At 73.3% G+C, this 18,687-nt stretch carries 14 protein-coding genes; 5 read left to right on the plus strand and 9 right to left on the minus strand.

Going from position 1 to position 18,687, the window contains the following annotated elements; genetic code table 11:
* Positions 1 to 97 precede the first annotated feature (97 nt).
* The 6 genes from ACFWXO_RS39810 to ACFWXO_RS39835 form a co-directional block, all read right to left on the minus strand.
* Positions 98 to 1,342 carry an alpha/beta hydrolase family protein gene (locus tag ACFWXO_RS39810; protein WP_380530763.1) on the minus strand — a complete coding sequence of 415 codons (1,245 nt, stop codon included), beginning with the start codon at positions 1,340 to 1,342 and terminating at the stop codon, positions 98 to 100.
* A 201-nt stretch (positions 1,343 to 1,543) separates the two neighbouring features.
* Positions 1,544 to 1,906, minus strand: coding sequence for a hypothetical protein (locus ACFWXO_RS39815; protein ID WP_375895463.1), 363 nt, complete (start codon positions 1,904 to 1,906; stop codon positions 1,544 to 1,546).
* 308 nt (positions 1,907 to 2,214) lie between these two features.
* Positions 2,215 to 2,652: a hypothetical protein gene (locus tag ACFWXO_RS39820; RefSeq protein WP_380530766.1), complete on the minus strand. Its 438-nt coding sequence runs from the start codon at positions 2,650 to 2,652 to the stop codon at positions 2,215 to 2,217.
* Between the two features lies 1 nt (position 2,653).
* Positions 2,654 to 3,019: a hypothetical protein gene (locus ACFWXO_RS39825; RefSeq protein WP_375895457.1), complete on the minus strand. Its 366-nt coding sequence runs from the start codon at positions 3,017 to 3,019 to the stop codon at positions 2,654 to 2,656.
* A gap of 80 nt (positions 3,020 to 3,099) precedes the next feature.
* Complete coding sequence (locus tag ACFWXO_RS39830; protein WP_380530769.1) at positions 3,100 to 3,534, minus strand: hypothetical protein; 435 nt, start codon at positions 3,532 to 3,534, stop codon at positions 3,100 to 3,102.
* Positions 3,535 to 3,861: 327 nt separating this feature from the next.
* Positions 3,862 to 7,098 carry a putative bifunctional diguanylate cyclase/phosphodiesterase gene (locus tag ACFWXO_RS39835; RefSeq protein WP_380530772.1) on the minus strand — a complete coding sequence of 1,079 codons (3,237 nt, stop codon included), beginning with the start codon at positions 7,096 to 7,098 and terminating at the stop codon, positions 3,862 to 3,864.
* A gap of 255 nt (positions 7,099 to 7,353) precedes the next feature.
* On the opposite strand from ACFWXO_RS39835, the gene ACFWXO_RS39840 reads away from it, so the two are divergent.
* From ACFWXO_RS39840 to ACFWXO_RS39850, 3 genes are all read left to right on the plus strand, one after another.
* Positions 7,354 to 10,608, plus strand: coding sequence for an amino acid adenylation domain-containing protein (locus ACFWXO_RS39840; RefSeq protein ID WP_380530790.1), 3,255 nt, complete (start codon positions 7,354 to 7,356; stop codon positions 10,606 to 10,608).
* Positions 10,605 to 11,435, plus strand: coding sequence for a leucyl/phenylalanyl-tRNA--protein transferase (locus ACFWXO_RS39845; protein WP_380530775.1), 831 nt, complete (start codon positions 10,605 to 10,607; stop codon positions 11,433 to 11,435). Before ACFWXO_RS39840 ends, ACFWXO_RS39845 begins: the two co-directional genes overlap by 4 nt.
* Before the next feature lie 78 nt (positions 11,436 to 11,513).
* Positions 11,514 to 13,127, plus strand: coding sequence for a hypothetical protein (locus ACFWXO_RS39850; protein WP_380530778.1), 1,614 nt, complete (start codon positions 11,514 to 11,516; stop codon positions 13,125 to 13,127).
* Between the two features lie 84 nt (positions 13,128 to 13,211).
* Here ACFWXO_RS39850 and ACFWXO_RS39855 read toward each other — a convergent pair whose 3' ends face one another.
* Positions 13,212 to 14,441 (minus strand): serine hydrolase domain-containing protein, encoded by a 1,230-nt coding sequence (locus tag ACFWXO_RS39855; protein ID WP_380530793.1) that lies wholly within the window; start codon positions 14,439 to 14,441, stop codon positions 13,212 to 13,214.
* A 262-nt stretch (positions 14,442 to 14,703) separates the two neighbouring features.
* On the opposite strand from ACFWXO_RS39855, the gene ACFWXO_RS39860 reads away from it, so the two are divergent.
* A complete protein-coding gene (locus ACFWXO_RS39860; protein WP_380530781.1) occupies positions 14,704 to 15,486 on the plus strand; it encodes a MarR family transcriptional regulator in 783 nt (260 codons plus the stop codon).
* Here the strand turns inward: ACFWXO_RS39860 and ACFWXO_RS39865 are convergent.
* Complete coding sequence (locus ACFWXO_RS39865; protein ID WP_375895484.1) at positions 15,470 to 15,679, minus strand: cold-shock protein; 210 nt, start codon at positions 15,677 to 15,679, stop codon at positions 15,470 to 15,472. The genes ACFWXO_RS39860 and ACFWXO_RS39865 overlap by 17 nt on opposite strands.
* A 285-nt stretch (positions 15,680 to 15,964) precedes the next feature.
* Entirely contained in the window at positions 15,965 to 17,020 is a 1,056-nt protein-coding gene (locus tag ACFWXO_RS39870) for a helix-turn-helix transcriptional regulator (RefSeq protein WP_380530784.1), read from the minus strand.
* Between the two features lie 275 nt (positions 17,021 to 17,295).
* Here ACFWXO_RS39870 and ACFWXO_RS39875 point away from each other — a divergent pair, with 275 nt between their 5' ends.
* Positions 17,296 to 18,582, plus strand: coding sequence for a thioester domain-containing protein (locus ACFWXO_RS39875; protein ID WP_380530787.1), 1,287 nt, complete (start codon positions 17,296 to 17,298; stop codon positions 18,580 to 18,582).
* Positions 18,583 to 18,687 lie beyond the last annotated feature (105 nt).

The following is an 18,687-nucleotide window of genomic DNA, read 5'->3' on the forward strand; positions in this document are numbered from 1 at the left end:
ACGCCGTAGTACGGCATCCCGGCCCGGTGGTCCCGGTCCGATGGTCTCGGTCCCCGGTGGGCGGCCGCACCCCCGTGGCGGCCGCCCGTCCTGCTCGTCAGGGGAGGAACCTGACCTCCGGGAACGTCGGCGAGGGCCCGTCGAGGAGGGCGCTGCGGCGGTGGCGGAGGTGGGCGTCGAAGAAGGCGAGCGGGTAGGACTGCTGGATGCGGGTGGAGCGGTCGGCGGGGAGGGTGCCGACCATCTGCTGGATCTGCTCGACGGGGATGCCGAGCAGCGCGCCGAGTTGGGGCATCAGGACGGCCGCGTCCTCGTAGGAGTTGTGGCGGACGCCGTCGGCCTGGATGTTGAGGTGCCAGCCGCGCAGGTGGTTCCAGAAGGTGACGGCGTCCGGGTTCCGGTCGCGGCCGAACTCGGCGGTGATCATCATGAACGGCCGGTCCAGGTCGGTGACGGTGATCGCCGCCATCGGACCGTCGATGGCCAGGCCGGCCCGGACGCGGCGGTCGGCCATGAGGACGGCGGCGGTGGCCGAACCCCCCTTGGACCAGCCGAACATGCCGACGTCGAGCGGGTCGGGGGCGCCGAGGAGGCCCTCGGGAAGTGCCTTCCCGTCGACGTCGGGGTTGCGCCCGGCGGCGAGTTCCTCGACGCAGTCCAGGACGAAGCGGGCGTCGGCGGCGCAGTCGTTCGGGCCGATCCTGGGGGCGCCCTCGATCCACGGGGTGAGCACCCGGCCGTCGGGGAACTCGGTGAACGCGTCCCAGGTGTGGTCGACGGTGACCACGACGTAGCCGTGGCTGGCGAGTTCCTGGACGATGACGGTGTTGACGGCCCGGTGGGCGTGGGCGCCGTGCGAGTAGACGACGACGGGCAGCCGGTGGCCGGCGCGGTGGCCCGGGCGGTGGACGGGTGCGCCCTGGCGGGCGGCGGTGAGCGGGGCGGCGCTGAGCGGGACCTTGTAGCCGGCGTCGTCCAGGAACGCCTTGAGGGCGCCGTCGCTCAGCCAGGGGGCGAGCGGGAGTTCCTCGGCCGCTCGGGCGGGGTACCAGACGCTGGCCATCAGCTCGCGGTACCGGCCGGGGCCGGCGAACGGGTCCGGCCGGGAGGTGTCGCGCAGGTGCAGGGCGACCGTGCCGATGCGGTGCGGGCCGGTGGGCGCGGGCAGGGTGAGCCGGCCGGGCGTCGGGCTGCCCGGGGTCGGGCCGCCCGGAGTGGTGGGGGCATCGGCCCGGGCGGTGGAGGCCAGACCGAGCGGGGCGGCGGCGCCCAGGGCCAGCGCGGTGCCCAGCATGCGACGGCGGGTCAGTCCGGTGGGGCCGGTGAACGGCGTGGTGTCCATGCGGAGGACGCTGTCACGGGGCGCGGGGGAGCGGCATCAGCCCGCCGGTTGATCTCCGGGCAGGGCGCATTGGTCCACGGGTTTACATCCCCGGGCTGATGCGCGGGCGAGGCCGGAACGTGCCGGAGCCCGGGCGCACGGTGGGTCTCCGTGCGCCCGGGCTCCGGGGTGTCGATCAGCTCTTCCGCCGTGCGGGGAGGCTCAGTTGAGGACCACGACGTCGGTGCGCATCGGCAGGGAACTGCCCCAGGCGATGTCGATCTTGAAGGTCACGATCCCGTTGCCGGGGGCGATGCTCGACACCTGGAAGGCGGCGGCGCCCACGAAGCGGTTCCCGTTGGAGTCGATCTCGGAGGCGGTGATCACGACGGTGGAGTCGATCCCGATGACGTTCCAGGACAGCTGGAGGTTGAACGTCCCGTGCGAGGGGGTCCAGGTCCACCAGGCCCGGTTCACGGTGCCGACGTTGCCGCCGATCGCCGCGAGGTCCTGGCCGTGGCCGGTGGGCTGCGAGTGGCCCGCGATCTGCGGGATCTCGGAGGCGGAGGATTCGACTGCGGTCATGGCGTCACTCCTTGCGCCGGGAGAGCCCCCACGAGCTCTCCGGATGCTTCGAGTGTCGGTCAGTGTGCGGAGCTTCGACAATCACTCGTGAGAGTGAACTCACCTGGAATGTCGGCGAGTTGGCGTGCACAGCGGTCAGGTTTCATTGGGAGGTGTCGACTCGTTGGGGCGGGGGCCGGGTCACTTCTGTTTCTTGACGTCCTCGATGAAGCCCCGGATGCCGTCGATGGTCGCGACCCAGCCGAGGAGGGTGACGAGCCCCCGGCCGATGGCCAGGAGGGCGGAAGCGATGAATTCCATGATGTCCTTCAGCTGTGGTGCTGCTGGGGTCCGGCCGTGCCGGGGCCGTCCCCGCTTTCGGTGATGTACGCGACCTCCCAGGCCCGGAACCTGAGGCGGAAGTTGAGCGAGAGGATCTCGAAGACCGGCGGCAGCTCGCGGCCGTACTCGTAGTACTCGATCATGTCGATGCCCTCGGGCTCGACGTCGGGTATGCCGACCCAGCCGTCGGAACTGACCGAGTCCTGTTCCATGCGCAGTTCGCCGACATCCCGGAACTCCAGCGCGAACGGTCCGTGCCGGTCGTGCCGGAAGTCGACGGTGAGGGTGAGCTTCGGGTGCCCGCCCAGCCGGAATCCCAGCAGCGCGGTGTCGTTGTGGAGGTCCAGGTACCGGCTGCCGGCCTGGAGCTCGATGGTGTGCAGTGGCGGGGACCAGGAGTCCAGGCCGATGAATCGGGCGTGCACGTCAGTTTCCTCGTTCGTGTGCGTTCCGGCGGCGGGAGAACAGCCTTCGGAAGAAGCCTTCCCGGGCCCGGTCGTCGTCCGCGTACCGTTTCAGTTCCGGATGGGCGTCATCGGGCCTGTTGTGCCCGGTGTCGAGATCCTCGCCGCCCGGGGTGGACACCCAGCCGTGGGCGGCCCAGACCGATATGCCGTCGTTCGTCACCTGGACGGTGAAGGGGAATTCGGCGGTGGGCGGCTCCTTGCTGTGCACGACGAACGTGTCGCCGGGCTCCATCCAGAAGTCGCTGCCCTCGGGTTCGAGCATCATTTCCGTGCGCCGGTCGCTACGGTTCTCGATCGCGACCTTGAATTCCACCAGGTGCTCCATTGCGCCAGTTTCGCATGGCACGGTCCGGAAGTTCTCCGGAATCTCGGCGAGTTCGGTGATGGCAGTGGGCGAGCACCGTCTCAGGCCTCGTGCGCGGCGGCCCGAACCTTCTCGATGTCGGCGACCAGGGCTTCCACCCGCCTGTTCACCGTCGATCCCGAGCCGTAACCGGCCAGCATCGGCAGTTGGTCGGACTTTCCGCCGACGAGCACCAGTGCGGGGAGGTCGGAGGAGAGGAGCGTGCCCGGGAGCGTGGCGCATTCCACCCTCTCGATCTCGGACCATTCGTACGACCGTGCCCGGAGCAGTCCCGAGTACTTCAGTCCCTTCGGCCCGAAGGAAACCCCGTACATCGGAGCACGAACTGTCAGGAACAGCGCGGGAACTCCGGTGAGGACGATCGGAATCAGGTCGTCGACCCGGTTGGCGAACGCGGCCGTGGAGACCGCGACCAGGGCGCACACGATCCCGATCAGGAAGTAGACGACTGCCCAGGGACTGCGCCGTTTCTGCATGGTGTTACGCCCGTCACGTTGTGCGCCGGCGCGCCTTCCGGGTTCGGCCGTCGACTCCTCGGGGGCGGGTGTGACCCGGAGGTGCGCCCGAGGGTGTCGTGACATCAGGACTCTCTCAAGGGATGGCCGTGGTTGGTAAAGACTTCTCCAAGTTCGAATGACAATCTCTCATTCCCGGCGGGCCATCCATGGCCGGCTGGGATGAAGATTCCGTAACGGATCGCTCGGCCGGAGCGCTGATTGGTGATGGTTTGTCGAGAAAAGGGGGAAACGGCTGTCGGCCGCCGGACGGCACCGCCCTGCTGACGGGCCCTCGGCTCGTCCGCCTCAGGCCGGCTCGAAGGTGGTGCGCCGGACCAGGGCGCGGGCCTGGGCGCCGTCCATGGGGTGGGCGAAGAGGTAGCCCTGGCCCAGGGGGCAGCCCATGGCGGCGAGCAGGTCGCGTTGGTCGGGGTGTTCGATGCCCTCGGCGATGACCTGGACGCCGAGGGTGTCGGCGATCCGGGTGATGCCCTCGACCAGGGCGTACTGCTGGGCGGAGAGGCCGAGCCCGTCGATGAAGGACTTGTCGATCTTCAGCAGGGAGATCGGGAACTCCCGCAGGTAGGAGAGCGAGGAGTAGCCGGTGCCGAAGTCGTCGATGGCGAGGCCGATGCCGAGGTCGCCGAGGACGGCCATGTCGGCGCGCAGCCGGTCGTCGCGGCGCATCAGGACGGATTCGGTGAGTTCCAGGACGAGGGTGCGCGGGTCGATGCCGGAGGTGTCCAGGGCGTGCCGGACCACGTCGACGAAGCCGGCGTCGCGGAACTGGCGGGCGGAGACGTTGACGTTGACGCGCAGCGGGGGGCGGCCGGTGGCGGAGCGGGCGGCGGAGCTCGCGGAGTGCCAGGCGGCGGCCTCCTCGGCGGCGCGTTCGAGGACCCAGGCCCCGAGCGGGACGATCTGGCCGCTCTCCTCGGCGAGGGCGATGAACTCGTCGGGCAGCACCATGCCGCGCTGGTCGTGCGGCCAGCGGACGAGGGCCTCGAAGGCCACCAGGTCGCCCGTGCGCAGGTCGACGATCGGCTGGTAGTACAGCTGGAAGGCCGATTCGGCGATGGCGGAGTCCAGGTTCTCGTTCATCTCGTGCCGCTCCACCATCCCGGTCTGCAGGGCGGGCCGGTAGTGGCACCACTGGCGGCGGCCGGCCGCCTTCGCCGAGTAGAGCGCGAGGTCGGCGTGGGCCAGCAGCTCGGCGGAGTCCACGCTGTCCTCGGTGGTGGACACCCCGATGCTGGCGCTGACCCGGACGGCGCCGGCGCTGAGCTTGAACGGTTCGGTGAACACCGCGAGCACGCCGGCCGCGATGGTGTCCACGTCGCTCGGGCACGACGCGTCCTCGACCAGGACGGCGAACTCGTCGCCGCCGAGCCGGGCCGCGGTGTCGGAGCTGCGCAGCGCGGTGGAGACCCGCAGCGAGACGGCGACCAGCAGTTCGTCGCCGACCGCGTGGCCCTGGGTGTCGTTGACCACCTTGAAGTCGTCCAGGTCGATGAACAGCACCCCGGTGACGGCGCCGCTGCGCTCGCCGCGGGAGAGCGCGTGGCCGACCCGGTCCTGGAACAGCACCCGGTTGGCGAGGCCGGTCAGCGAGTCGTGGAAGGCCCGGTGGGTCAGCTCGCGCTCCATCTGGCGCTGCTCGGTGACGTCGCGCAGGGTGAGCACCAGGCCGCCGACGGTCGGGTCGTCGCGCAGGTCGGTGTAGCGGACCTCGGCCTCGATCGGGGTGCGGTCCTGGCGCAGCAGCCGCCAGTGCTCGCGCGGCTGGTCGCCGCGGGGCGGCTCGGCGGAGCCGCGCATCCGGGCCAGCGCGCCGCCGACCTCCCGGCTGTCCTCGGGCGGGACGAGGTCGGTCAGCCGGGTGCCGTTCAGGTCGGGGTGGCCCAGGACGCGCTCCGCGGAGGAGGAGGCGTAGCGGATGCCGTCGTCGGCGTCCAGGATCAGGATGACGTCGCTGGCGTTCTGCACCAGGGCGCGGAAGTACAGCTCGCTGTTGCGGCGGGTGACCTCCTGGCTCAGCACCACGCGCTCCACGGCCAGGGCGGCCTGGGCGGCGAGGATCTCCAGCGAGCCCCAGAGGCTGGTCAGTTCCTGCTCGGTGCCGGTGACGACCAGGGCGCCGATGAGCGGGTCTCCGGAGGGGCGTTCGGCCAGCATCAGCGGGCTGACCAGGGCGGCGGGCATGCCGCCGAGGTGGGCGGGGAGGTCGTCGGAGCCGACGGGTAGCAGGCGGGTCTCGCGGTGGGCGGCGAGGCGGGCGAGGGCTTCGCCGTGCTCGTCGTGGTCGCGCTGGTTGGCCCGGTCGTCGTGGTCGTCCCGGTCGTCGTGGTCACGCCGGTCGTCCCGGTCGTCCCGGTCGTGCCCGGTGGTCGGCGAGGCGGCGTCCCGGCGGTCGTCCTTGTGGTTGCCGGCCCGGCGGACGTGCAGCACCCCTGATTCGGTGACCGCGAGCAGGGCGACGTGCCCCCGCTCGGCGGGCATCAGGGTCGCGGCGGCGGACTGGACGGCGTCGGCGACCTCCGCCACGGTGACGGCGGCGGTCAGCCGCGCGCCCGCCTCGCGCAGCGTCCGCTCCCGGGCCACCGCCTCGCGGCGGGCGACCACCACCACGGCCAGCCGGGCCAGCACCAGCAGGTAGAGCAGGGCGGAGAAGGCGCCGATCACGCCCGCGTTGCTGGTGTTCCCGGCCAGGGACTCGATGATCAGCATGCCGGGAGCGATCAGCGAGGCGAGGGTCAGCAGGGTGAGCCGGCCGGCGGAGAGGTCCGGCTGCTGGGTGGGGACGGGCCGGGTCAGCTCGACCATCGAGGGGTGCAGGGCGGCCGCGCCCCAGGCGGTGTAGAAGGCGGCCCAGCCGAGTTCGACCCCGGTGCCGATCCGCCAGGTGCCGTGCAGCTGGATCAGCCCGTAGAGGATGTCGGAGGTGAGCAGGCCCAGGGCGCCGACGGTGAGCAGTTGCAGCGAGCGGGAGTTGCCGCCGCGCGGGGTCAACAGCCGTAGCAGCAGGGCGAGGACGACCACGTCGCCGAGCGGGTAGGCGATCGAGACGGCCTTCTGGATCCAGCTGAGGTCCGGGTTCCGGGCGTACGGGAGGATCAGGTAGATCCAGACCAGCAGGGCCAGGCCGAGGGTGATGATCAGGGCGTCCAGCAGGCCGGCGCGGTCCTGGCGGGCGGTGCGCCAGCGGATGAAGCCGACCAGGCCGACCGCGTAGAGCAGGAACTCGGCCAGGTAGAAGCCGTCGGCGACGGACGGGAACGGGTTGTTCAGGTGCAGGATGTCGAGCTGCAGGGCCTGGACCGCCTCGCCGGTGGTGAAGCTGAGGTTGGCCAGTGCCAGGACGTACCAGGACGTCGGGTGGCGGGGTCGGTTGAGCCGGACGCCGACCACCACGGCGGCGACGCCGCCGAGGCCCATGCCCGTCCACCAGATGATCCGCAGCCCGGGGTCGGCGAAGTAGATGCCGGTGAACAGCACCATCCAGAGCAGGTAACAGACCATCAGGCGTTGTCGCCGGCGAGTCAACGAGGCTACCTCCTCCGCGACACCACCCCGCCGGTCGGGCGGGGGAGTTCGGGCGAGGGCGGGTCTTGCGGACGGCCCTCCGGGGCCGGTCGGCCCACGGGGGAGAGGCGTCCGGCGGGCTGTGCGACGGACGTTGTAGGAGTCCCCTGAGTGCGTATAGTCGGAAATGTCGCACCTCCCAGCATTCTGCCGCTTCAGCACGAGGTCAAGCCGGTGGACGACGCAGTCGACAGCGCACGGGGCGTACGCGCGGATGTGAGGTCCGGGCGTCACGCCGTGGTACGGAACGACGACGGCCAGTACGCGCTCTGGCCGGGGGACTTGACCCTGCCCGACGGGTGGCGCCAGGTGTACGGGCCGGACGGGCGGGAGCAGTGCCGGGCCTGGGTGGAGCGGAACGGGTCGGCCGCGCCGCGGCGCGGCGCCGCCGGTGCCCGGGCCGGCTTCGCGGACACCGTGCACGGACTGTTCCGCACCCGGGCCGCGCACGACCCGTCGGCGGTCGCCGTGGTGAGCGAGGAGGGCACGCTGAGCTACCGCGCGCTGGACGCGCACAGTGACCGGCTGGCGGCCGAGCTGCGGGCCCGGGGGGTGGGGCCGGAGCAGGTGGTGCCGGTCTGCCTGGGGCGCGGGGTGGAGCTGGTGGTGGCCTGGCTGGGGGTGCTCAAGGCGGGCGGGGCCTTCCTGCCGCTGGACCCGGCGCACCCGCAGCGGCGGCTCGCGGGGCTGGTGGCGGACTCGGGGGCGCGGGTGGCGGTCACGGACGGGCACGGGTTCGACGGGGTGGAGCGGGTGGGGGTGGACATCGGCGGTCCGGTGCCGGCCGGGGCGGAGCACGGCGCCACCGACCTCGCCACCCCCGACGACCTCGCCTACCTGATCTACACCTCCGGCACCACCGGCCGGCCCAAGGGCGTCCCGGTCACCCACCGTTCACTGCTGTTCACCCTCGACCGGGTGGTCGGCGCCTACGACCTCGCCCCCGGCGAGCGGGTGCTCCAGCTGGCCGCACTCGGCGCCGACACCGCGCTGGAGCAGGTGTTCTCGGCGCTGCTCGCCGGGGCGACGGTGGTGCTCGGCGGCCGCGACACCTGGGCGCCGACCGAACTGGTCCGCCGGCTGCCCGGGCTCGGCCTGGCGGTCGCCGACTTCACACCCGCGTACTGGCACCACGTGCTCGACCTGCTGCCGCCCGGCGGACCGGCCCCGGCCGGGCTGCGGCTGGTGGTGGTCGGCGGGGACGTGGTGCACGCCGACGACTGCCTGGCCTGCGCGGAGCGGCTGCCGGGCGTACGGCTGCTCAACGCCTACGGCGTGACGGAGGCGGCCGTCACCTCCCTGCACTGCGAACTCACCCCCGGGCTGCTGGACTCCCCGGCCGCCCACGTGCCGATCGGCCGCCCGCTGCCGGGGGTGCGGGTGCACGTGCTGGACGGGCGGCTGCGCCCGGTACGGCCCGGCGAGCGGGGGGAGATCCACCTGGGCGGGCCGGGCCTGGCCCGCGGCTACTGGGGGCAGGCCGGGCTCACCGCCGAATCGTTCCCGCCCGACCCGTACGCGCCGCTGCCCGGCGAGCGGATGTACCGCACCGGCGACGCCGGGCGCTGGCGCGCCGACGGGCAGCTGGAACTCCTCGGGCGCTTCGACGACCAGGTGAAGGTGCGCGGCCACCGGGTCGACCCGGCCGAGATCGAGGCGGTGCTGGCCGGCCACCCGGCGGTGCGGCAGGCCCGGGTCGCGGCCGACGGCAGCGCTCCGGACGGCAGCCGCCTGCTCGTCGCGTACTACACGCTCGGTGACCGGGCGGAGCGGCCGGAGGGGCTGCGGGCGTTCCTCGCGGAGCGGCTGCCGGAGTACCTCGTCCCGGCGGAGTACGTCGCACTGGAGGCCATGCCGCTCACGGCGGCGGGGAAGATCGACCGGCGCGCGCTGCCGCAGGCCCCGGTCCGGGCCGACGTGCCGGCCGTGTCCGCAGGCGAACCGGTCCCGGGCGAACCGGTCCCGGGCGAACCGGTCCCGGGCCGAGCGGCCCCGGGCCGAGCGGGCGAGGGGGAGCCGAGCGCCGTCGAGGCCGCCGTCGGCCACCTCTGGGCGGAACTGCTCGGCGCCGAACTCGTCCGCCCCGACGACGACTTCTTCGCCCTCGGCGGCACCTCGCTGCTCGCCATGGAGATGCTCGCCCGGGCCCGGATGATGTTCGGCCTGGACGTCGGCCACGTCCGCACCCTCACCCGGGCGCTGCTGCGTTCGCCCGTGCTGCGCGACTTCACCGCCGCCCTCCAGGCCGCCCGCAGCGGCACCGCCCCGGGGGAGGCCGCCGTCGACTGGCAGGCCGAGGCCCGGCTCACCCACCCCGTCGGCCAGTCCTGGAGCCCCGCGCCCTCCCGGGCCGAACCCGCCGAGATCCTGCTCACCGGAGCGACCGGCTTCTGCGGCGCCCACCTGCTGCACGAACTGCTCGCCACCACCGGGGCGCGGATCCACTGCCTGGTCCGCGCGCCGGACCAGGAACACGCCTTGGAACGGCTACGCGCCACCCAGCAGCGGTTCCTGCGGCACGACCTGGCGGACGCCCGGGTGGTTCCGCTGGTCGGCGACCTGGCCGCCGAGCGACTCGGTCTGACGGAGCCTCAGTTCGACTGGCTGGCCCGACACCTGGACGCGGTGTACCACCTCGGCGGGCTGGTCAACTTCCTCTACCCGTACCACCAGCTGCGCGCGCCCAACGTCGACGGCACCCGGGAGGTGGTCCGGCTCGCCGGACACAGCCGGGGCGTGCCCGTGCACTACCTCTCCACCCTCGCCGTGCTGGCCGGGTTCGGCGCGGCCGGCGTCCGCGAGGTCACCGAGCGCACGCCGCTGGCCCACCCCGAACGGCTCGGCGTGGGCTACGTGGAGAGCAAGTGGGTCGCCGAACAGCTGCTGCACAACGCGGCCGCGAGCGGACTGCCGGTCACCGTGCTGCGCACCAACGACGTCACCGGGGACCTCGCCACCGGGGTGATGAACACCGGCACCGAACTCTGCGCGCTGATCAAGTACTTCGCCGACAGCGGCAGTTGCCCGGACGTCCGGCTGCCGCTGGACTTCGTGCCGGCCGACCGCTTCGCCCGGGCGGTCGCCCACATCGCCGCGCACGCGCCCGCCGACGGCGAGGTCTACCACCTCACCTCCCCGAACCCGGCCGGGCTCCCCGAACTCGCCGACCGGCTCCGGGCGCGCGGCCACCGGATCGCCGAACTCCCGTACCGGCACTGGGTGCAACGGCTGGTCCGGTTCGCCGCCGGACACCCCACCCACCCCGTCACGCCGTTCGTGCCGCTGTTCGTCGACCGGGCGCCGGGCTCCCGGCTGTCCATCAGCGAGCTGTACTTCCAGCCGGTGTTCCCCCGCTTCGACCGGCTCAACACGGAAGCCGCCCTGGACGGCAGCGGCATCGAACTGCCGGACGTGGACGCCGGGTTGCTGGACCACTACCTGGCGCGGCTGACCGACGAGGGATTCCTGTGACCCGGACGGTGCCGGACTTCGACGCCCTCGACCTCCACCGCGCGCCGACGGAGGGGCCGGTGGCCTTCGGCGGGGTGCTCGGGCCGCAGACGCTGCTGTCGGCCTACCGGCGCGGACTGTTCCCGCTGCCCGCCGCCGACGACTACGCGGCCGCCTACAACGAGGCGCTGCACGGGGACGCCGTCGAGGCCGGTGAGGTGGCCCTGCTGCCCGGCGGGGAGGACCCGTACGCGCTGGCGTGGTGGTCACCCGACCCGAGGCCGGTGCTGCGGCCCGGCGCCGTCCGGCTGCCCCGCCGGCTCGCCCGGCGGCTGCGCGCCGCGGGCGGCGCGGACGGCGAGGGCGGCGCGGGCGGTGCGGGCGGTGCGAGTGGTGTCCCGGAGTGGTGGACGACTGCGGACCGGGCCTTCGGCGCGGTCCTCGCGGCCTGCGCCGAGGGGCGCCAACCCGCCTGGCTCACCGAGGAGTTACGGTCCGTGCTGGTCGAGCTGCACCGGCTCGGCGCGGCGCACAGCGTCGAGGTGTGGGAGGGCGAGGAGCTGATCGGCGGGGTCTTCGGGGTGGCCGTCGGGGCGGCGCTCAGCCTGGACTCGATGTTCCACCGCCGCCCGGACGCCGCCCGGATCGCCGTCGCCGACCTCGGGGCCCGGTTCGGCGCCGCGGGTGGGCGGCTGCTCGACGCCCAGTGGGACGGGCCGTACGTGCGCAGCCTCGGGGCCGAGCCGACCGGGCGCTCCCGCTATCTCGGGGAGCTCGCCGCGGCGGTCGGGGGCCTCGCGGCGGGTACACTGCCGGACGGTCGACTGCCTGTCGCGCGGCTGGTCTGACCTGCGGTTTCAGGGTGCCGGGGGATTCCGTTGGCCTGTCTTCGACAAACTTATTCCTCGTCAGTAACATGACGCCGCGTGTTCAAACCCTCGATAGGCCGGGCCGCGCCCGCAGCCCTGCTCACCCTCATCCTCGCCGGAACGGCCGCGTGCGGGCCCACCGGCTCCGGCAGCACCCCGCAGGCCGCCGTCGAACCGGCCGCCGCCACCAGCACCGCCGACACCGGCGCCACCACCGCCGGGGGCGGCCCGGCGGGCGGCGCCCCCGGCTCCGGCGCGCCCCGCGCCCGGGCCGGTGCCGCCTCCGCCCGTCCGACACCGACCGCCGGCTCCGGCACCGGCAACGTCACGGTGGCGCCGGCCGGCGACCAGCAGGCCGCCATCGGCACCCCGGGCAAGGACGGCGGCGCGGTCACGGCCGCGACCAAGGCCCTCCAGCTCACCGCGTACGACCCGGGGAAGGGCACGGCCGTGCTCACCGCCGGTGGCGCGAGCGCGGCCCCGAGCACCTCGCCGAGCACCCCGTCGAGCGCTTCGCCGAGCGCTTCGTCGAGTGCCGTACCGACCCCTGCGCCGAGCACGAGCGCGACCCCGTCGGGCACCGCAACGACCGCCGCCACCACCACCGCCGCGGCCGCCGCCGTGCAGCCCGGCCAGCTGCTCGCCAGCCCGCCCACCGCCGCCGCCCCGCAGGGCGCCCTGGTCGCCGTCACCGGCGCCACCCCGGGAGCGGGCAACACCGTCAACCTCACCACCCGGCCCGCCACCCTCACCGAACTCCTCGGTGGCACCGAGGCGGACGGCCAGGTGCCGATCGACGTGCACGGCATCCAGGTGACCCCGCTGGTCAAGGACCTCAAGGCCACCGCCGGCATCGACGGCAACGGCGTGAAGGCCGACGCCTCCGGCACCCTGGGGATCGACGTCAAGGCCCCCGTCCCGCTGCCCGAGGGCGCGAGCCTGGACGCCTCCGGCTCCCTCCAGCTGCACCCGGCCGTCCACTTCGCCTACCACGGCGCGCAGGCCACCAGTCCGCGCACCGCCTCGATCGGCTTCGACCTGGGCGCCCAGGCGCACTGGAAGGTCACCGGCGACGTCGCCCGCAACACCGGCGCGGCCCCGATCCGGGTCCCCTTCGCCAAGCTGCAGGCCAGCCCGGTGCTGACCGTCGCGGGCCTGCCCGTCGTCGTCAACCTCGGCCTCACCTGCTACCTGGAGGTCAGCGCCGACGGCCAGGTCCACCTGGAGACCGAGCAGGACGCCACCGGCACCTGGGCCGTGCGCGCCGACTACACCGGCGGCAAGGGCTGGACCCCGGTCACCAGCGCCGACACCAAGGTGTCCCCGGTGCACGTCCGCCTCAACGGCAAGGCGTCCGTCCGCGCGGCCCTCGGCGTCGAGGCCAGCGTCGGCCTCTACGACACCGTCGGTGCCCAGGCCGCTGTCGCCCCCTACCTCAGCGCCAAGGCCGACGGCTCCCTCGCCGTCGACCTCCCCGGCAAGGGGCCCGAGGTGAAGGGCAGTTGGGCCCTGGTCGGCGGCGTCGACCTGAACGGCGCGCTGACCGCCCACCTCAAGATCTTCGGCACCCCGCTCTTCGAGAAGAGCCTGCCCTTCCCGCCGTTCCACAAGGAGTGGCCCCTGCTGACCGGCTCGGCCACCCTCCCGGCCCCGAAGCCCAGCAGTAGCTGAGCCCGCCCGGAACACCTTGAGGAGTGGGAAGTCGGCGGGTCCGACCTCCCACTCCTCCTGCACACGGGCACCGGTGTCGGTGCGTCAGTCCTCGACGGCTTGGTAGACCGTCGTCCAGAAGTCGTGGATCAGCCGCGCCGAGTGCGGTACGGACATCCCGACCTGGGTGAGGAGGAGGCCGACGACCCCGTTCTCCGGGTCGGCGTACGTCGAGGTGCCGCTGCCGCCGTCCCAGCCGAACTGGCCGACCGGCGCGTAGTCGCCGCGGTAGCTGCGCACCGCCATCCCGAAGCCCCAACCGCCGTGCTGCCCCTGGCCGTACGACAGGTGGACGTTGTCGCGGGCCAGTGCGGTCCGGGCGGCGGTCTGCTCGGGGGAGAGGCGGTTGGTGGTCATCAGCTCGACCGCCGGACGGGACAGGACCCGCTCGCTCCCGTGCATCCCGTGGTTCAGCAGCATCCGGAAGTAGGCGTGGTAGTCGTCGGCGGTGGAGGCCAGGCCGCCACCGCCGCCCGGGAACGCCGGAGGGCTGCTCCACCGTCCGTCCGCGGGCTCGTCCCAGACGGTGAACTCCCCGCTCCGCGGGTCGGGGGCGTAGAGCGGGGGCAGCCGGTCGAGCTTGTCGGCCGGCACGTGGAACCCGGTGTCCGACATGCCCAGCGGGTCGAGGACGCGTTCGCGCAGGACCTCCTCGAACGGACGCCCCGTGACCCGGGCGACGAGCACACCGAGCAGGTCACTGGCGATGTGGTACTGCCAGCCCTCGCCGGGCTGGTGCATCAGCGGGAGCGTGCCGAGGCGGCGCAGCCACTCGTCGGGCTCGGGCATCGGCACCGGCAGATCGGGCGTGAGCCCCTGCTCGAAGACCGCGTTCATGATCGGCGTGCCCAGCGCGGTCAGATCCATGCCGAGCCCGAAGGTGCTGGTCAGCACGTCGCGCACGGTGATCGGCCGCTTGGCCGCGACCGTGTCGTCCAGCGGGCCGTCGGGTCGCTTGAGCACCCGCCGGTCGGCGAGCTCCGGCAGCCACTGCTCCACCAGGTCGTCCAGCCGCAGTTCACAGGTGTCGAGCAGGGCCACCGCGGCCGCCACCGAGACCGGCTTGGACGTCGAGGCCATCCGGAAGACCGTGTCCCGGCGCATCGGGGCGCCCCCGCCGTGCTCCATCGTCCCGAGCGCTTCGACGTGTGCCTCCCCGCCCCGGCTCACGAGGGCGACGACCCCCGGGATCCGGCCGGAGTCCACGTGGCGCGCCAGCACGTCGTGCACCCGGCGCAGTCCCGCTTCCGAGAAGCCGCTGTTGCTCCTGGCCATGACCATGGTGGATCTCCCCCTGCATGAGTGTTCGGTGATTGCTGAACAATGTCGAAGCTACATTGCGTTCAGAAAATCGTCAACGACGTTGGCGTGGCAAGATGTGCTGCAAATGCTGGGAACTGAGGGCTTTCATTGCAATGGCTGTGGTGCTGAATGCAATGGATGACGGGAGTGGGCATTGCAATGGGATGGTGGTGAACGCATACTGCGGAGCGGAACCGCGCGGAGTGTGCGGACGGACGGGAAGGAGCGGCAGCTGATGCCCGGAGGCAGGCTCACCGGCGAGGAGCGCCGGACCATCGCCGAGGGGCTGGCCGAAGGCCTCGGCTACGGCGGGATCGGGCGACGGCTCGGGCGCCCGGCCTCGACCGTCCTGCGGGAGGTCACCCGCAACGGCGGTCCCGAGGACTACCGGGCCGACCAGGCGCAGGAGTCCACCCGGGACCGCGCGCGCCGCCGGAGGCCGGAGCGTCCGCCGGAGCCGGCGGCTCCCGACGACGGTGACGGGCGCGATCCCCGGCAGCTCCGGGAGTTCGAGGAGTTCTTCACCGCGCTGCTCGAACGGCAGGGGCTGCCCAGGATGGCGGCCCGCGTGCTGGCCTGCCTGTGCGTCGCCGACTCCGGTGCCGCCACCGCCGCGGAGCTGGTCGGCCGCCTCCGGGTCAGCCCGGCCTCCGTCTCCTCCGCCGTCAACTTCCTCGAACAGCAGGGGATGGTCCGGCGCGAGCGCACACCCGGCGAACGCCGCGAGCGCTACGTCATGGGCGACGACATCTGGCTCCGCTCCGCCCTCGCCGCGCTGCGGATGAACGAGGAACTGATCGCGGCGACGCGGCGCGGGGCGGAGGTCCTCGGTCCGGCCACCCCGGCGGGTGCCCGCTTCGACGCCTCCGCGGAGTTCCTGCTGCTGATGAGCGAGGCCCTGCACCTGGTGCTGGAGCGCTGGCACGGGCGACGGGGGGAGGAGTGGGGGGGGGGGGGGGGGGGCCCGCCCCCCCCCCCCCCCCCCCCCACTCCGGTGATCCTCAGCCGAACGGGATGACGTCGACGGCCTGCGGACCCTTGGGGCCCTGTACCACCTGGTACTCGACCCGCTCGCCCTCTCTCAGGCCCAGGAAGCCGCTGCCGACAACGGACGAGTAGTGGACGAAGACGTCCGGGCCGGGGACGTCCGGCGTGATGAAGCCGTACCCCTTCTCGGTGTTGAACCACTTCACGGTGCCGAGGTTGACCAGGGCGCGCTGGCTCCGGGCGGACGGCGCGGCCGCCGCCCAGCCCGGGGCGGCGGCCGTCAGCAGGGTGCCGAGGGCGAGTAGGGGAACGCACACCAGGGCTGCCGTGCGGGCACGAGGGGTGGGACGGGTCATCGCAGGTCTCCTGTCGGGGGCCGGGGTCCGGGGGCCGGGGTCCGGTCCGGGGGTCCGGGGAGCCGAGGCCGGGTCCGACCGGCTCCGCGGCCATGGTCGGGCGCGCTGCGGTCCGCTGCCCGGCGGCTGTGCGCCGAGTAGCCGTACGTACGGTCAGATCCAGTTCCGGTTCCGGGCGGCCAGCGCGGCCTGGAAGCGGTTCGGGGCGTCCAGGCGGCGCATCAGTGCGGCGACGTGGCCGCGGTAGGTCCGCAGCGACATGTCCAGGGCGCGGGCGCCGGCCTCGTCCTTGTCGACCCGGGCCATGGTCCGCAGCACCTCCCGCTCGACCCCGCTCGGCAGCCGCTCCCCGATGCCGCAGGACTGCGACCAGCGGCGCTCGAACAGGGCCAACAGGTGGGACAGCAGGCCCGGTTGGCGGATGACCAGGGCGCCCCGGGTGATGTCCTGCGGGTCGGTGGCCACCAGGGCGGTGCGGCGGTCGAAGACCACCATCCGTTCCAGCGGTGCGGCGGTGCCGCGGACCTCGGCGCCCTGTTCGGCCAGTTCGGTCGCGAAGCGGCTGATCCGGTGGCTGTCGAGGGCGCTGGCGTGCAGGATGGTCCGCATCCGCAGGCCGCGCCGCAGGTACTTGAGGTCGGAGGCCCGGACGGCGTCGAGGGCGGCGGAGATGATCGGCCCCGGGTGGGTGGTGAGCCGTTCCTCGCGGGCGAAGAACGACAACTCGTCGACGCAGGCGATCACTTGGTCGATGCCCTCGACGTACCGGAGCTCGCCGCTCGCCCCCTGCCGCCCCGCCCGCTGCCTCCCCGCCCGCTGGTCCTCCAGCAGGCCGTCCACCAGGTGGCGAGCGGAGACGACCCGCCGGATCTCGTCCTGGAGCCCGTCGAGCCGGCGCCGGGCCAGCCGTTCGACGGCGGCCTGCGGGTCGACGCCGTCGAAGGCGGGTCGGCCGCGCACGGCGGTCGCCAGGCCGAGCTCGCGGAGCCCGGTCACGGCGGCCCGGGCGGCGTCGTGGTCGAGTCCGCAGGCGAGGGCGATCGCGGCGATTCCGATGCCGGGGGAGCGCAGGAGCAGCCGGTAGACCGACTCCTCCCGGGCGCTGACGCCCAGTACTGCCAGTGCGTTGCCTTCCACGCGGGTGCCCTCGGAGATCGTCGGAGCGGAGACGGCGGCCCGGGTCGGGGCGCCGCAGGAGAGAGCGTCCAACAGTCGCCGGGGGCTCCCCAGGGACCTCCGCCCCGATCGGGCGGGACCAACGTCCCGGGGGTCGCAGGAAGTTGCAGCCGAGTGGTGCAGGCAGTGCCGGTCGGAACCGGGCGTCGGCCGGGCCGGGCGCCGCTAGGTTCGTTCGTGTCCGCAGGGGCAGGCCCGGGACCGCTCGCCGTGGTTGCGGATGCCGGTCGGGTGGGCCGCCGGGCCATAGGCCGGGCCTATGGGTGCATAGAGCGGGCCCCGGAACTCACACAGGAGAAGAACCAGCAGTGAAGTGGAAGCACGCAGTTCGTGCGGCGGCCGCCGTGCTCGCGACCGGAGTGCTGGCGGTCGGGGGGCTCGCGCCGACGGAGGCCGCCGGTGCGGACGGGCCCGCTGTTCACCCCGCGCACGTGTCGGCCAGCAAGCTCGTCGGCCGTGGTGAGTTCGTGTCCTTCGGCGACAGCGAGGGGGACGGGGCCGAAGGAGGCCTGATGGAGCTGAGGACCTTGGATCCTCCGACCGTCGTGTTCGGCTACTCCCTCGACGCCCGGGGCACGATGAAACTCGGTTCGCCGTACGAGGTGGGCCGGACGTCCGACGTGCCGACGTTGAAGGGCCGGGCCGGGAAGGTCAGTTGGATCATGCAGCACGGGTACCCGTCGGTCACCGCCGGTGAGCTCGGGAAACTCGTGCAGGGCGAGCTCACGGCGTCGCAGGCAGCCGTGGCGACCCAGGCCGCCATCTGGCGCCTCACCAACAACGTCAAGGGGGTCGTGAACAGCCCCGTGCCCGACAGGCTCGTCGACTACCTCGTCTCGCACGCCGTCGATGTCGAGGAACCGGCCGCTCCGCTGGCCCTCGTTCCCGGCACGGTGACCGGGAGCGCCGGGTCGCTGCTCGGGCCGATCACGGTCACCACCACCGGCGATCAGGCTGCCGGGCTCCTCGACCCGGCAGCGGTCGCGGCCGGTGTCGTGCTCACCGACCGGGCGGGCAACGTCCTCTCGGACGGCGACGGCGCGTTGATCCGCCCGGCCGGAAACGGTGACCCGCTCTTCGTGAAGGTCCCGGCGGGCGCGAAGCCGGGCAGCGGAACCGTCAGCGTGGCGGGGCTGGTGCCGGCCCGGGCGGGCCTGGTGGTCGTCAGTCCGGACAGCGAGCCCGTGATCCTCGCAGGCCTCAACAAAGTTCACACCATCACGCGAGCGGCGGTGAGTTGGACCGCGGCCACCTCCTCGCCCTCGCCCACGTCCTCGCCGGTGCCCACCTCCTCGCCGTCCCCGACCACGACCCCGAGCGACTCGGCGAGCCCGACGGCAACACCGACCACGACGTCCGGCCCGAGCCCGAGCGCGAGCCCGAGTGCGACGTCCGGTCCGAGTGCCACGTCGGGCCCGAGCCGGAGCCCGGCCCCGAGCGGGAGCCCCTCGGCGACCCCTGGGGGGGCACTCGCCTCCACCGGGGCCGGGGACGGCGTCGGGTTCGCGGCCGCGGCCGGTATCGGGCTGCTCCTGGTCGGCGGTGGGCTGGTCCTGCTCCACGAGCGCCGTCGGCGCCGCCGTAACGGCGCCTGAGCGCGGGGCGCCCCGGAGTGGGAAGTCGGTGGCTTTTACACATCTGTCGCTGCCGCCCACAAAGCAAGTGTTTATATCGGTGGCGGTCGGGGTTTAAAAACAGTG

This window comes from Kitasatospora sp. NPDC059088, from assembly GCF_042738155.1.
GTDB lineage: Bacteria > Actinomycetota > Actinomycetes > Streptomycetales > Streptomycetaceae > Kitasatospora.